At 66.6% G+C, this 13,675-nt stretch carries 12 protein-coding genes; 7 read left to right on the top strand and 5 right to left on the bottom strand.

What is annotated here, in order from left to right; genetic code table 11:
• The first annotated feature begins 120 nt into the window (after window positions 1–120).
• The 6 genes from purF (at window position 121) to purM (ending at window position 8,333) form a co-directional block, all read left to right on the top strand.
• Window positions 121–1,659, top strand: coding sequence for an amidophosphoribosyltransferase (gene purF / locus AC59JP_RS08195; RefSeq protein ID WP_497325248.1), 1,539 nt, complete (start codon window positions 121–123; stop codon window positions 1,657–1,659).
• A 292-nt stretch (window positions 1,660–1,951) separates the two neighbouring features.
• Window positions 1,952–3,568, top strand: a complete 1,617-nt coding sequence (locus AC59JP_RS08190) for an ABC transporter substrate-binding protein (protein ID WP_497325247.1) — start codon at window positions 1,952–1,954, stop codon at window positions 3,566–3,568.
• A 2-nt stretch (window positions 3,569–3,570) separates the two neighbouring features.
• The gene (locus AC59JP_RS08185; RefSeq protein ID WP_497325245.1) at window positions 3,571–4,659 is read left to right on the top strand and encodes an ABC transporter permease; all 1,089 of its coding nucleotides are present in this window, start codon (window positions 3,571–3,573) and stop codon (window positions 4,657–4,659) included.
• On the top strand, window positions 4,659–5,624 hold the full coding sequence (locus AC59JP_RS08180) for an ABC transporter permease (protein ID WP_497325243.1): 966 nt from the start codon (window positions 4,659–4,661) through the stop codon (window positions 5,622–5,624). Before AC59JP_RS08185 ends, AC59JP_RS08180 begins: the two co-directional genes overlap by 1 nt.
• The gene (locus tag AC59JP_RS08175) at window positions 5,621–7,240 is read left to right on the top strand and encodes an ABC transporter ATP-binding protein (protein WP_497325242.1); all 1,620 of its coding nucleotides are present in this window, start codon (window positions 5,621–5,623) and stop codon (window positions 7,238–7,240) included. The genes AC59JP_RS08180 and AC59JP_RS08175 overlap by 4 nt, the downstream gene beginning before the upstream one ends.
• Before the next feature lie 22 nt (window positions 7,241–7,262).
• On the top strand, window positions 7,263–8,333 hold the full coding sequence (gene purM / locus AC59JP_RS08170) for a phosphoribosylformylglycinamidine cyclo-ligase (RefSeq protein ID WP_497325240.1): 1,071 nt from the start codon (window positions 7,263–7,265) through the stop codon (window positions 8,331–8,333).
• A 107-nt stretch (window positions 8,334–8,440) separates the two neighbouring features.
• Here the strand turns inward: purM and AC59JP_RS08165 are convergent, their stop codons facing one another.
• The 4 genes from AC59JP_RS08165 to ygfZ form a co-directional block, all read right to left on the bottom strand.
• Window positions 8,441–8,626: a DUF3073 domain-containing protein gene (locus tag AC59JP_RS08165; RefSeq protein ID WP_497325239.1), complete on the bottom strand. Its 186-nt coding sequence runs from the start codon at window positions 8,624–8,626 to the stop codon at window positions 8,441–8,443.
• 222 nt (window positions 8,627–8,848) lie between these two features.
• Window positions 8,849–9,811 carry an asparaginase gene (locus tag AC59JP_RS08160; RefSeq protein ID WP_497325238.1) on the bottom strand — a complete coding sequence of 321 codons (963 nt, stop codon included), beginning with the start codon at window positions 9,809–9,811 and terminating at the stop codon, window positions 8,849–8,851.
• A complete protein-coding gene (locus AC59JP_RS08155; protein ID WP_497325236.1) occupies window positions 9,808–10,446 on the bottom strand; it encodes an MOSC domain-containing protein in 639 nt (212 codons plus the stop codon). Before AC59JP_RS08155 ends, AC59JP_RS08160 begins: the two co-directional genes overlap by 4 nt.
• A gap of 2 nt (window positions 10,447–10,448) precedes the next feature.
• The gene (gene ygfZ / locus AC59JP_RS08150) at window positions 10,449–11,585 is read right to left on the bottom strand and encodes a CAF17-like 4Fe-4S cluster assembly/insertion protein YgfZ (RefSeq protein WP_497325235.1); all 1,137 of its coding nucleotides are present in this window, start codon (window positions 11,583–11,585) and stop codon (window positions 10,449–10,451) included.
• Between the two features lie 38 nt (window positions 11,586–11,623).
• Between ygfZ and AC59JP_RS08145 the strand changes: the two genes are divergently transcribed.
• Window positions 11,624–12,472, top strand: a complete 849-nt coding sequence (locus AC59JP_RS08145) for an aminodeoxychorismate lyase (RefSeq protein ID WP_497325233.1) — start codon at window positions 11,624–11,626, stop codon at window positions 12,470–12,472.
• Between the two features lie 318 nt (window positions 12,473–12,790).
• Here AC59JP_RS08145 and AC59JP_RS08140 read toward each other — a convergent pair whose 3' ends face one another.
• A complete protein-coding gene (locus AC59JP_RS08140) occupies window positions 12,791–13,471 on the bottom strand; it encodes a heme-binding beta-barrel domain-containing protein (protein ID WP_497325231.1) in 681 nt (226 codons plus the stop codon).
• Window positions 13,472–13,675 lie beyond the last annotated feature (204 nt).

Raw genomic sequence — 13,675 nt, 5'->3', positions numbered from 1 at the left:
GAAAAGAGTCGGGGATCACACTGCGCGAAGGAATGGTGGGCCTCGAGGGGCGTGTTGATCGCCGCGGAGGCCGTAGACTTTGGCCTGCACCCCTCGCCGAGCCCCCAGGGAGCGCTACCCGTGACATCACCCCACTCGACACCTTCCTCGCTCGACGAACCCGAGAACGAACCGCGCGAGGAATGCGGAGTGTTCGGGGTCTGGGCGCCCGGTGAAGACGTCGCGAAGATGTCGTACTACGGCCTGTACGCCCTGCAGCACCGCGGCCAGGAAGCGGCGGGAATTGCTGTCGCCGACGGATCCCAGGTGTTGGTCTTCAAGGATCTCGGCCTGGTCAGCCAGGTGTTCGACGAGCAGACGCTCGGCGCCATGCCGGGTCACGTCGCCATCGGGCACTGCCGCTACTCCACCACCGGATCCACGACGTGGGAGAACGCGCAGCCCATCTTCCGCACCACCGCCGCCGGCAGCGGCGTCGCGTTGGGTCACAACGGCAACCTCGTCAACACGACCGAATTGGCATCCCGTGCCCGCGACGCCGGCCTGGTCGGTAATCGACGCGGCAGCGGAACGTCCGACTCGGACGTCGTCGGAGCACTCCTCGCGCACGGTGCGGCCGACAGCACGTTGGAGCAGTCGGCGATGGAGCTGCTGCCGACACTCGAAGGCGCGTTCTGCCTGACCTTCATGGACGAGCACACCCTGTACGCCGCGCGTGACAAGCACGGGGTTCGCCCGCTGTCGCTCGGACGCCTTGACCGCGGCTGGGTGGTCGCGTCCGAAACTGCGGCCCTGGACATCGTCGGCGCGTCCTTCGTTCGCGACATCGAGCCCGGTGAACTCCTGGCCATCGACGCCGACGGCGTGCGGTCGTCGCGCTTCGCAACACCGGAGCCCAAGGGCTGCGTCTTCGAATACGTCTACCTCGCACGTCCCGACAGTGTCATCGGCGGACGTTCGGTGCATTCGACGCGCGTCGAGATCGGTCGTCGCCTCGCCGAGGAGCACCCGGCCGACGGCGACCTCGTCATCCCGGTTCCCGAGTCGGGCACCCCGGCCGCCGTCGGGTACGCGCAGGGATCGGGCATTCCGTACGGCCAGGGCCTGATGAAGAACGCCTACGTCGGCCGGACGTTCATCCAGCCGTCGCAGACCATTCGTCAGCTCGGTATTCGGTTGAAGCTCAACCCGCTTCGCGAGGTCATCCGGGGCAAACGCCTCATCGTGGTCGACGACTCGATCGTTCGCGGCAACACCCAGCGCGCACTCATCCGCATGTTGCGGGAAGCCGGCGCACTGGAAATTCACGTGCGCATCGCGTCGCCGCCGGTGCGGTGGCCCTGCTTCTACGGCATCGACTTCGCCTCGCCCGCCGAGCTCATCGCGAACGGTATGGATTCCGAGGACGGCATGCTCGAGGGTGTGCGCCACGCGATCGGCGCCGACTCGCTCGGATACATCTCCATCGAAGGCATGATCGCCGCGTCGGAGCAGCCCAAGTCGCGCCTGTGTGCCGCATGCTTCGACGGCAACTACCCGATCGCACTGCCCAGCGAGGCGTCGATGGGGAAGAACGTGCTCGAAGGCATCTTGAATCGCACCACGGGCGAGCCGCTCGTGCCCGACGACGACAACGTCAGCGCACTGTCCAGGCCCTGAGCCGATTCGCTCCGGGCACCTGCAATCGGCAGTGCCCCGGCCCCGTGCATCCCGATTCGCGCCGCGCGCTCGCAATCGCGGGTGCCGCTGACGATCCGCGGTGCCCGTAGTCGGTGTACCGCCTCGGTATTGGTAGAGCCAAGACCAGGGAAAACCCACAACCAGTCGGGCCGTCGGACAGGTAAGTACCGGTCATGTTAAAAAATTCGTAGTGTTCGTCACATGAACGACACCGGAACTCGGTAACGTGCCGTTCACCGAAACCCAGAGCACCCACGAAGGACGTCCCACCATGAGCGTGCCCTCCAGAGGACGCACCACCGCTTTGATCTCGATCCTGTCCGTCGCCGCGCTCGCCGCTGCGGCCTGTGGCTCGGGGCGCACCGACTCAGGGTCGGGTGGCTCCGGCGATGCCGGCGCCGCGCTCCTCGTCGGTACGACCGACCAGGTGTACGCACTCGACCCTGCCGCGTCCTACGACAACGGCTCGTTCACCATCATGAACCAGGTCTATCCGTTCCTGATGAATTACGCGCCCGGAAGCGACGAACTCGTCCCCGACGCCGCGCAGAGCTGCGACTTCAGCGCCCCCACCGTCTACACCTGCACGTTGAAGGACGGACTGACCTTCGCCAACGGCAACCCGCTCACGTCGGCGAGCGTCAAGTTCTCCTTCGACCGCATCATGTCGATCAACGATCCCAACGGTCCCGCGTCGCTGCTCGCGAACCTCGCGTCCGTCGCCGCGCCGACGCCGACCACCGTCGACTTCACGCTGAAGTCGGCCAACGACCAGACGTTCCCGCAGACGCTCGCGACCAACACGGGCCCGATCGTCGACGAGAAGGTGTTCCCGGCCGACTCGATCATGGACGACAACGCCATCGTCGCCGCGAAGCCGTTCGCCGGCCCGTACTCCATCGACAGCTACGAGAAGAACTCGCTCGTCAGCTTCTCGAAGTTCGACGGATACAAGGGCGCGCTGGGCGCACCCAAGACCGACAACGTCACCCTGCGCACCTACACCAGCTCGGACAACCTCAAGCTGGACATGCAGAACAAGTCGATCGACGTGGCGTGGCGCTCGCTCACCCCCACCGACATCGACTCGCTCAGCTCCGTCGACGGACTGACCGTGCACAACGGTCCCGGCGGCGAGCTGCGCTACATCGTGTTCAACCTGAACACGATGCCCGGCGGCACGCCCGAGCAGAAGCTCGCCGTCCGCAAGGCCATGGCGGCCTCGGTGGATCGACAGGCGTTGTCGGACAACGTCTACAAGGGCACCTACACCCCCGCATGGTCGGTCGTCCCCAGTGGCCTCGCCGGTTCCAACACCGCGTTCAAGGACGTCTACGGCGACACTCCGAACAAGGACGAGGCAGCCGGATTCCTCAGTGCCGCAGGCATCACCACCCCGGTGGCGATCAACCTGCAGTACAACCCGGATCACTACGGTTCGAGCTCGTCCGAGGAGTACGCGGCAGTCAAGTCCCAGCTCGAGTCGACGGGCCTGTTCACCGTCAATCTGCAGTCGACGGAATGGAACACCTACAACAAGGCACGCGTGGCGGACACCTACCCCGTGTACCAGCTCGGGTGGTTCCCGGACTTCCCGGACGCCGACAACTACCTGACGCCGTTCTTCGCGCCGGACAACTTCCTGCAGAACCACTTCGAGAACCCGGAGATCACGGCGCTCATCGACCAGGAGCGCACGACGCAGGACAAGACCGCCCGTGAAGCGATCATCGGGCAGATTCAGACGCGCATGGCGACCGACTTCGTCTCGACCCTGCCGCTGCTGGAAGGCAAGCAGATCGCGGTGAGCACGGATCAGGTGTCCGGCGTCGATTCGACGCTCGACGCGTCGTTCAAGTTCCGCTTCACCCCCATCTCGAAGGGCTGATCATGGCCACCACCACGCCGGCACCGGCGGAGGTGGGGAAGGACTCTCGGGCGAGCGCGTCGTCACGGTACGGCGCGCTCGCCCGTTACCTCGGAATCCGGTTCCTGCTGATCATTCCGACAGCGTGGATCCTGGTGACCGTCGTCTTCTTCCTCATGCGCGTGCTCGGAGATCCGATCAGCGCAGCGCTCGGCGGTCGACTGCCCGCCGACCAGATCGCCGAGCGGCGCGCCGCCGCCGGATACGACCGGCCGATTCTCACCCAGTACTGGGAGTATCTGACCGGGTTGCTACGCGGCGACTTCGGTAGGGCTTCGACGAACAACATCCCTATCAGCGACGTACTCGTCACCAACGGCGCTGCCACCCTGGAACTGGCGTTTTGGGCGCTGCTGGTCGCGTTTCTGGTCGGAGTCCCTCTCGGCTTCTTCGCCGCAACTCACCGCGACAAGGTGTCGGACGGAACGCTGCGCATTCTTGCGATCCTGTTCTACGCCGCGCCCGTGTTCTTCGTCGGCATGCTGCTGAAGCTGGTCTTCGCCGTGAAGCTCGGGTGGCTCCCGGTCGCCGGCCGCGCCAGCACGAATGTCGAACTGGCGCTGCAGAACGTCTCGCCGAAGACGAACATCCTCCTGATCGACTCGATCCTCTACGGCGACACCGGCTACACGCTCGACGTGTTGAAGCACGCTGTTCTGCCGGCGGTCGCGCTCGGATTGCTCACCGCCGGAGTGTTTCTGCGGCTCGTGCGTGTGAACCTGCTGCAGACGCTGCAGTCCGGATACGTCGAGGCCGCGCGAGCACGCGGCGTCGGGGCAAGGACGGTCACGCGCCGTCACGCCTTCCGCAACGCTCTCATCCCGGTGGTCACCGTGATGGGGCTCCAGATCGCCACCCTGCTCGGCGGCGCAGTGCTGACGGAGACGACGTTCGAGTGGCAGGGCCTCGGATTCCAGCTCGCGCGCTACCTGCAGGCCCGTGACTTCATCGCCGTGCAAGGCATCGTGACGTTCCTGGCCATCGTGGTGGCGGTGATCAGCTTCCTCACCGATGCGATCGTCGCTCTGATCGATCCCCGAGTGAGGTTCTGATGAGCGTCGAAGTCAGTGTCGGAGAGCTCGAAGCGCCCGCCCCTCGACGGGGGATACCTGGTGTCGCGCTGATCAAGTCGAGTGCCGGTCTGCAGAAGTGGACCATCATCGTCGGCCTCGTTCTGGTGGCGGTGTTCGTGATCGCTGCGGTGTTCGCACCGCTGATCGCGCCGTACGATTTTGCGCAGACCAGTTCCGGCGGAGTCGATTTCGCCAGGCAGGCAGCGCCGAGTGCCGATCACATCTTCGGAACGTCGGTGCGCGGTGAGGACGTGTTCTCCCGCGTCGTCTACGGAGCGCGGACCGCGCTTCTGGTGATCGTGACGTCCCTGGTGCTCTCGATCGTCATCGGTGTGCCACTGGGGTTGGCGTCCGGATACATCGGCCGCTGGATCGACCGCATCCTGGTGCTGTTCATGGACGCGATGTACGCGTTCCCGAGTCTGCTTCTCGCCGTGGTGGTCTCGATCGTCGTGGCCGGTGGCCAGTCCTCGAGTTTCGGCGGCGTGCTGTCGGCGTCCATCGCCATCACGGCGGTGTTCGTCCCGCAGTACTTCCGCGTGGTGCGCAATGCGACGGTCTCGGTCAAGACCGAGCCGTACGTCGACGCGGCTCGGGTCACCGGTGCGAGCACGGTACGAATCCTGTTCCGCCACATCCTCGCCAACGTCACGCAGACGCTGCCGGTCATCATCACCCTGAACGGTGCGGAGGCCATCCTCACCCTGGCGGGGCTCGGCTTCCTCGGATTCGGTATCGAGCCGACCGCGGCATCGGAGTGGGGCTACGACCTCAACAAGGCGCTGCCGGACATCTCCAACGGCATCTGGTGGACGTCGATCTTCCCCGGTCTCGGAATCGTGCTGGTGGTGTTGGGCATGACCATGGTCGGCGAAAGCATCAGCGAGACACTCAATCCCGTTCTGCGCACCCGTCGCAAGTTTTCCAAGAAGGTGAGCGCATGACCACAGCGGAACCGGCTCTGAAGCTCGATTCTCTGAACGTCGCATTCGACACCGACGGCGGCACGGTGAAGGCCGTCAAGGGTGTCTCCTTCGAGGTGTTTCCCGGCGAAGTGCTTGCCGTGGTGGGGGAGTCGGGTTCGGGCAAGTCCGTGAGCGTGCGGTCGGCGATCGGCTTGCTGCCCACCACCGCGCATGTGGACGGTCACGTCACGCTCGCCACCTCCGACGTCACGCACCTGACCGACAAACAGTGGGTCTCGTTGCGCGGTGATGCCATCGCCATGATCTTCCAGGAGCCGGGCAGCGCGCTCGACCCGCTCTACACCGTCGGCTACCAGATCGTGGAAGCACTGCGCGCACACCCCGGCGCCGACGGCAAGGTGATGGACAAGAAGGCCGCGAAGGCGCGCGCCGTCGAATTGCTCGCGATGGTCGGACTGCCTGATCCGGAGCGTCGATTCGGGTACTTCCCGCACGAGCTCTCCGGCGGGCAGAAGCAGCGCGTCATGATCGCCATCGCCATTTCCTGCGAAGCCAAGGTGATCATCGCCGACGAGCCGACGACCGCGCTGGACGTCACCGTGCAGGCCGAGATCCTGTCTTTGCTGCGCGATCTGAAGGACCGCCTCGGCTGCGCGATCGTGCTCATCACGCACAGCATGGGCGTGGTGGCCGACATCGCGGACCGTGTCGTGGTGATGAAGGACGGCGAGGTGGTCGAGGAAGCCTCGGTCGGTGACCTCTTCAACGCGCCGAAGGCCGACTACACGAAGAGGCTGCTCGCGGCGGTTCCGACGCTGGATCCGGAGCAGACCGACCGGCAGATCGACAGGTCGGGCGCTCCGGTCCTCGGCGTGCGAGACCTGGTCGTGGAATTCTCCGGCGGCGTCGGACAGCCGATGTTCCGGGCCGTCGACGACGTGAGCTTCGACCTCCACGCGGGCGAGACGCTCGGACTCGTCGGCGAATCCGGGTCGGGCAAGTCGACGATCGGGCGATGCGTCGCAGCGCTGCAGAAACCGACGTCCGGCTCGATCGAGGTGCTCGGACAGGACATCCGCGCGCTGCGAGGCAAGGGGCTCAAGTCCCTGCGGAAGCGGTTCGGATTCGTCTTCCAGGATCCATCGACGTCCCTCAACCCGCGCCTGACCGTCGGGCAATGCGTTGCCGAGCCGATGCTGGTGCACAGGACCGGTTCCAAGGCCGAGATCGCCAAGACCGTCACCGACTGGCTGGACTCGGTACAGCTGCCCGCGGGCACCGAGAAGCGGTACCCCCACGAACTCTCGGGCGGGCAGCGTCAACGTGCCTCACTGGCGCGTGCGCTGGTGCTGCGGCCGGATCTTCTGGTCGCCGACGAACCGACCAGTGCGCTCGACGTCTCGGTGCAGGCAGCGGTGCTGGACCTGTTCGAGGAGCTGCAGCGCGAGCTGAACTTCGCGTGCCTGTTCATCAGCCACGACCTGGCCGTGGTGGACCGGTTGGCCCATCGCGTCGCGGTACTCAAGGACGGCGGTGTGGTGGAGATCGGGACACCCTGGAAGATCCTCCGCGAGCCGGAGCAGGAGTACACGAAACGCCTCATCGCGGCCATCCCCAAGCCCGAGGTGCGGTGACCGGCCGGTAGCGTACTGACCCATGACCGACGAAAAAGGCGCCTCGTACGCCGCAGCCGGGGTCGACATCGAAGCGGGAGACCGCGCCGTCGAACTGTTCGCGCCACTCGCCAAGAAAGCCAGCCGGCCGGAGGTCATGGGAGGTCTCGGAGGGTTCGCCGGGCTCTTCGCGCTCAAGAGCAGTTACCGCGAGCCGCTCCTGGCCGCCTCGACCGACGGCGTCGGCACCAAGCTCGCGGTCGCGCAGGCTCTGGACAAGCACGACACCGTGGGCCTCGACCTCGTGGCCATGGTGGTCGACGACCTCGTCGTGTGCGGAGCCGAACCGCTGTTCCTGCAGGACTACATCGCCGTGGGCCGCGTCGTGCCCGAGCGGGTGGCCGAGATCGTCAAGGGCATCGCCGACGGCTGCATCGCGGCCGGCTGTGCACTCCTCGGCGGCGAGACCGCCGAGCACCCCGGCGTGATGGCCGACGGCGACTACGACCTCTCCGCCACCGGCATCGGTGTCGTGGAAGCCGACGCCGTTCTCGGCCCCGACCGCGTGCGTCCCGGCGACGTCGTGATCGGCATGGGCTCGTCGGGACTGCACTCGAACGGGTACTCGCTGGCTCGCAAGGTGCTCCTCGACATCGACCGTATGTCCCTCACCGGACACATCGAGGAGTTCGGACGCTCGCTCGGGGAAGAGCTGCTCGAACCCACCCGGATCTACGCCAAGGATTGCCTGGCGCTCGCCGCCGAAACGGACGTGCGCACCTTCTGCCACGTGACCGGAGGCGGGTTGGCGAACAACCTGGCCCGCGTCATGCCCGCCGGTCTGGTCGCCGAACTCGACCGCGGCACCTGGAGCCCGGCGCCGGTGTTCGCTCTGATCGCCCAGCGCGGCCGGGTCGAGCGCGCGGAGATGGAACGCACCTTCAACATGGGCGTCGGCATGGTGGCCATCGTGGCGCCCGAGGACGTCGACCGGGCCCTGGCCGTCCTGACGGCACGCCACATCGACTGCTGGACGCTGGGAACGGTGCGCAGAAGCGCCGAGAAGGCCACCGACGAGCGTGCCGTGCTGGTGGGAACCCACCCCAGGTTCTAGAAGCGAACGCAGGGTTCTAGAAGCCGACGCAGAATGCGGGGACATCCGAATGGATGTCCCCGCAGTCCGCTGTGAAGGTTATGGAAAAACCGGTGACGCGACGAACGTCAGCGTCGCCAATCCTCGTACTCGTCGTCGTAACGGGACGGCTCCCGATCGACAACGCTGCTACGGTGCGAGTCTGGCGAACCCGTGAGCTCCTTCTGGAGGCTCTCGAAATCCGTGGACGGTGAGCTGTACTTGAGCTCACGCGCAACTTTGGTCTGTTTTGCCTTAGCCCGGCCACGGCCCATGGCTAACCCCCTCGCGAGTAGCGGGGCGGCCTGGGATTTTTTGGCGGCCCCGTCAGATTGTTTAGTCTTCCTGAAAGACACTCTAGCGTGCGAAACGGCTACGCGCTTCCAGGGAATCGCCGCCGGTCGCGCGTCGGCACGGCGCGTCCTACCGAAACACTCCGATCGGCCCGTTGGATGAGGCGAGCATCACCGATTCGATACCCGAACCAGACCGCTCGGTCAGGTCGCCGGGTCGAAATGGACCACGGCTCGCACTGTGCCGACCCTCGCCGCGCCACCCATGACCGGAGTTTCCGCGAGCGCCTCCAGCGCGTCGGACCACGCGGCGCCGCAGTGTCGAAGCGCCGCGGCGGCGAGAGGCAGCCGCGCCCGGTCGTGACCGTCGTCGATCTTGAACGCGAACGCCGTGCCGTCGGGCAGTGAGGCGGCGAACACACCGTCGGCACCGGACTTGCACAGCAGACCCGGCACGGCGGTCATCAGTATCTCGTCCTCCTTGCCGGTTCCGGAGATCAGGAACGGGTGCTCGCGGACGGCGTCGGCGACGGAGCGTTCGTCGGTTCCGGGCGGCGCTGTCACGAGAGAACCGAAGGAACGCGCCAGATCGGCCAGCGACACCGGAACGATCGGCAACCCGCATCCGTCGACACCGAGTGGGGCCGTGCGTTCGGACGTCAGGTCGGCGATGGTGTCGGCGATCGCGACTTGGAGCGGGTGCGTGGGGTCGAGGTAGCCGGCGAGTGGCCACTGGTTGACAACGCACGTAGCCAGCATCGCCGAGTGCTTTCCCGAGCAGTTCATGAACAGCGGCGTCGGGTCGATCCCCGCCGCCATCGCGTCGGCTCGGGCCCGGTCGTTCGAGGGCAGTGCCGGAGGGCACCGCAGGTGCTGCGCACTCAGTCCGAAGCGGTCGAGCAGAGACTGCACGAGTCGAACGTGCTCGCGTTGCCCCTCGTGGGAAGCGGCGGCTATGGCCAGCTCGCTCGTGGTGAGCGGCACGAAGCCCGCGCGCAGCATCGCGACGGCCTGCAAAGGCTTGTTCGACGAGCGGGGAAACATCGGACTGCGGGTGTTACCGACCTCGAGGGTGGGCGACCCGTCCGGTGCGACGACCACGAGAGATCCGCGGTGGGTGCACTCGCGGAATCCGGAGCGGACGACCTCGACGAGCGCCTCGCTCACGAACGGGTTGCCCTTTTCAGCGCTGTCCCGGCATCGCGGTAGACCTTCGGGGCAAGGTTCTCCTCGTCCATGAGCCGACGCATCTTGTCGGCGTCCGCGCCGAGGAACAGGTCACGAACGGTCACGCCGTGCTCGGGAACTGCAGTGACGGTGATGGTGTCGCCGGCGCGAACCGTGCCCGGTTGCAGGACACGGAGATACGCTCCGCAGTCGCCTCGCTCGGCGAACCGCTTGACCCACTGCGGCTCACCGCTCCACTTGGCGAAGGTGCCGCACGGTGTGCGCGCGATCGTCACCTCGAGCTCCGCGGTGCCGACGCTCCACCGCGAGCCGACGACGGCGTCCGTGACGGCCACGGCGTCGACCCTCAGGTTCTCACCGAACCATCCCGCGGGCAGGTCGCGCCCGAGTTCGCGTGCCCACCGCTCGGCCTCCTGTGCGGAGTAGGCGTAGACCGCCTGATCGTGCCCTCCGTGAAACTTCGTGTCGCAGCTGCGATCTCCCTCGACGCCGAGCTCGCCGATCCGCACCGGACCGTCGACAGGACGCTTGTCGATGGCCGAGTCCACCACGCCCTTACGGCTCAGCGGACGAATCTGTCCGACCACACACACCGCCTGCACGATGCCCGTCACGATCAGCGGCCTCGCAGCCGGTCGACGGCGGCCCGACCTGCTTGTATCGCCGTCTCCTCCCGCACGGAGTCGGGGTCGATCGACGCCGCGCACGGGCCGACCTCGAGCTGGGTGTCCACCGGCACGGTGCGCTTGATCAGGGCAAGTGCAATCGGGCCGAGTTCGAAGTGATCGACCACGGTGCCGACGCGTCCGACGGAGCGCCCCTGCGCGGTCACGTCGTCCCCGGTCTCCGGTCGTCCGTCGGCGGAGCCGTCGAGGTGGAGCATGACGAGCCGGCGCGGCGGCTTGCCCAGATTGTGCACGCGCGCGACGGTTTCCTGGCCGCGGTAGCAGCCCTTGTCGAGGTGGACGGCACCGAATTCGGCGACCCCGCCGATCCACCCGACCTCGTGGGGAATGGTGCGCTCGTCGGTGTCGACGTCGATGCGAGGCCGTACCGACTCCACCCGCAGGGCCTCGTACGCCCAGCTGCCGGCCTGAGACGCGCCGGCGTCGAGCAGACGAGTCCACCAGCCCATGAGGTCGGCACGCGGGACGAGAAGGTCGAACGAGTCGGTCCGCGTCGGCCAGGGCATCCTGCGGACGAAACCGCCGTCGATCGGCTCGGCGGCGTAGGGAAGCGCGGGAACGGCGATGTCCAGCGATCGGAGAATTGCCGGCGACTCGGGACCGAGCAGCGAGAGCACTGCCAGTTCGCTGCCGTCACGGGGCTCGGCCTTGGCCCAGAACACCATCTTGGTCAGGAAGGTCAGCAGGGCCGGACCGTGGGCGGGGTCGGTGTCGATCCAGGTGGTCGGGGGAGCCGAAGTCAGGGCGATGTCTGTTTGTACGAAGTGATGCTCGACGCGCCCGTTGGCGTCCAGGCTCAGGTTCTCCGCGGACTGACCGTTCGCCAGGTCGAGAAGGTTCTGGCTCGAGATGGTGTGCAGCCACGTCAGCCGCTCGTCCCCGCCGATCGCGATCACGGCGCGCGTGGAGCGATCCACGACCGCAGCTGTGGTCACGGCGGCGCGTTGCTCACGCAGCGGATCGCCGTAGTGCCAGGCCGTCCCCTCGTCCGGACCGCCCTCGGGGGACGGAACCGCGCCGGGCAGCCGACGAAGAGGACTTGATCCGACCAGCGAAGTATGTGACACACCAACAGTCTAGGAGCTTTCGGCACTACCCTCGGCGCATGTCTTTGCGTGTACTGGTCGGGCTGGACGGGGCGGTGCTGGATCCGGATGCGCCCATGCTGTTCGCGGACGACCTCGCTGCGGTCCGCGGCGACGGGATCTTCGAAACCTTGCTGGTGCGTGGGCGGCGTGTGTGCACCCTGGACCTGCATCTCGCCCGGCTGACGACGTCGGCCGAGACCATGGATCTTCCGGCGCCCGACCTTGCTCGGTGGCGTGCGGCCGTCGCGAGGGCGGTGCAGGAGTGGGACAGCGAGGACGACGGTGTCATGCGCCTGGTTCTGAGTCGGGGCCGCGAGAGCGGCGGGCCACCGACCGCGTACGTGACGGTGGGCCCGATCGCCGACCGGGTCCTGACCGCCCGCCGCGACGGCGTGTCCGTGCTGACCCTCCCGCGCGGACTCTCGATCGAGGCGGCGTCGTCACCGTGGCAACTGCTCGGCGCGAAAACGCTGTCCTACGCGATCAACATGGCGGCACTGCGGCACGCAGCAGCGATGGGCGCCGACGACGTGGTCTTCGTCAGCAGCGAAGGAATGGTTCTGGAGGGCCCGCGGTCCACGGTCGTGGCCGTCACCGGTACGTCGATGGTGACGCCGCCCGTGGAGTTCGGCGTGCTTCGGGGAACCACGGTGTCGGCGCTGTTCGAGGTGGCCGCCGGATCCGGTTTCGACTGCTCGTACGCGCCCGTACGATCTGCGGATCTCGTTGCAGCCGACAGTGTTTGGCTGATGTCGTCGGTCACCCTCGCAGCGCGCGTTCGCTCGCTGGACGGGCTCGCGCGCCCGGAACGAGCCGGCGACGAACAGATCCGTCGGCTGGTCGATCAAGCTGTCGGCAGCGTCTGAGACAGCGTCCGAAAAAATGCCGTTGCCGAGTCTCGAATGTCCGCGTAACTTCGGATGTACACGAGAGAGGAGGTGGTCTGAAGTTGAATTCTTCTAGGACGCGTGAGGTGGCTGTCAGCTAGCCGCAACCGCTGACGGAATGCTTTTCCGCGCGAGCGGCGAGCGAATTCCAGGCAGCTACCCGACCCCCGAGCCCCCGGTCCGTCCAGACCGGGACCCTTGTTCGACGGTGAACATCACCGTCAGCAGCGGTAGGGCTCGGGGGTTGCTGCGTTTCATGCCGCCGATCTGAAGGGCCCCTGTTACCGCACGTAGCGGTTACCCCACGTAGCGCTGAAGCCTGGCCGAGAGGCGCGGCTCGAGCGATCCGTCCGCCCCGATGCGCTCCTCGACGTACGCGAGATCGCCGCCCTCGACGATGCCGTAGAGACGTTTCGCGCCGCCGACCAATGCTCCCGAGGTGCTGCGTGCCACGACGTCGGTGACGAGCTCCCACGACGACTGGTTGAGTGCATGGCCGTAGAACAGTTCGAGCAAGCCGGAGCTGTGGGTGAGCAGCAGCTCGATCACTTCCGCGTTCTCGTCGCCCGGCGCGCCGGAACCGCTGACTCGCCAGAAGCCGCTCTCGCGCAGGTCCGGTGACAGGTAGCTGCCGTCGGAGTCGAGCTTCCAGGATCGCGCTTCCCAGCTCAGGTAGGGGCCACCGTCGTGTTTGACGACGATTTGCTGGCCGAAGGGATAGTCGCCGGTCTCGGGGTCGTGCCCCTCACCGTCGCCACGCCACACTCCGACCAGAGGAATCAGGGCCAACATGTCGTGATTCAGATCCGGACCCTGCCGCAGATTCGCCGTGTCGTCCGGCGCCTGAAGGTCGTCGAGCACGGGCAGGTTGCGACCGGCAGTGACGCGGGCGCGTGCCTCTGCGTCGGCTACTGCCTGATCACCGCTCGTGACGGGCGGAAGGTCTGATGCGGACCCGAGATCGTCCGGGTCGCTCACGACTCGTCGGTGACCAAGCGGTAGACGACGTACAGCGAGAACCATCCGATGAGGATGGTTGCCAGGACCAGGAGGACCTCGAAGAAGATGACCACGATTGCATCCTAACGCAGGGGGTCTCGTACAACTCTGGGGCTGGTGGCTGTGACTTGTCACGGGGCCGGTGTATGCGGATGAGATCGCCTGTCCATGGTGACCCCCGTC

It is taken from the genome of Rhodococcus sp. 320_ES (assembly GCF_059691855.1).
This window is presented reverse-complemented; position numbering and strand designations above follow the sequence as displayed.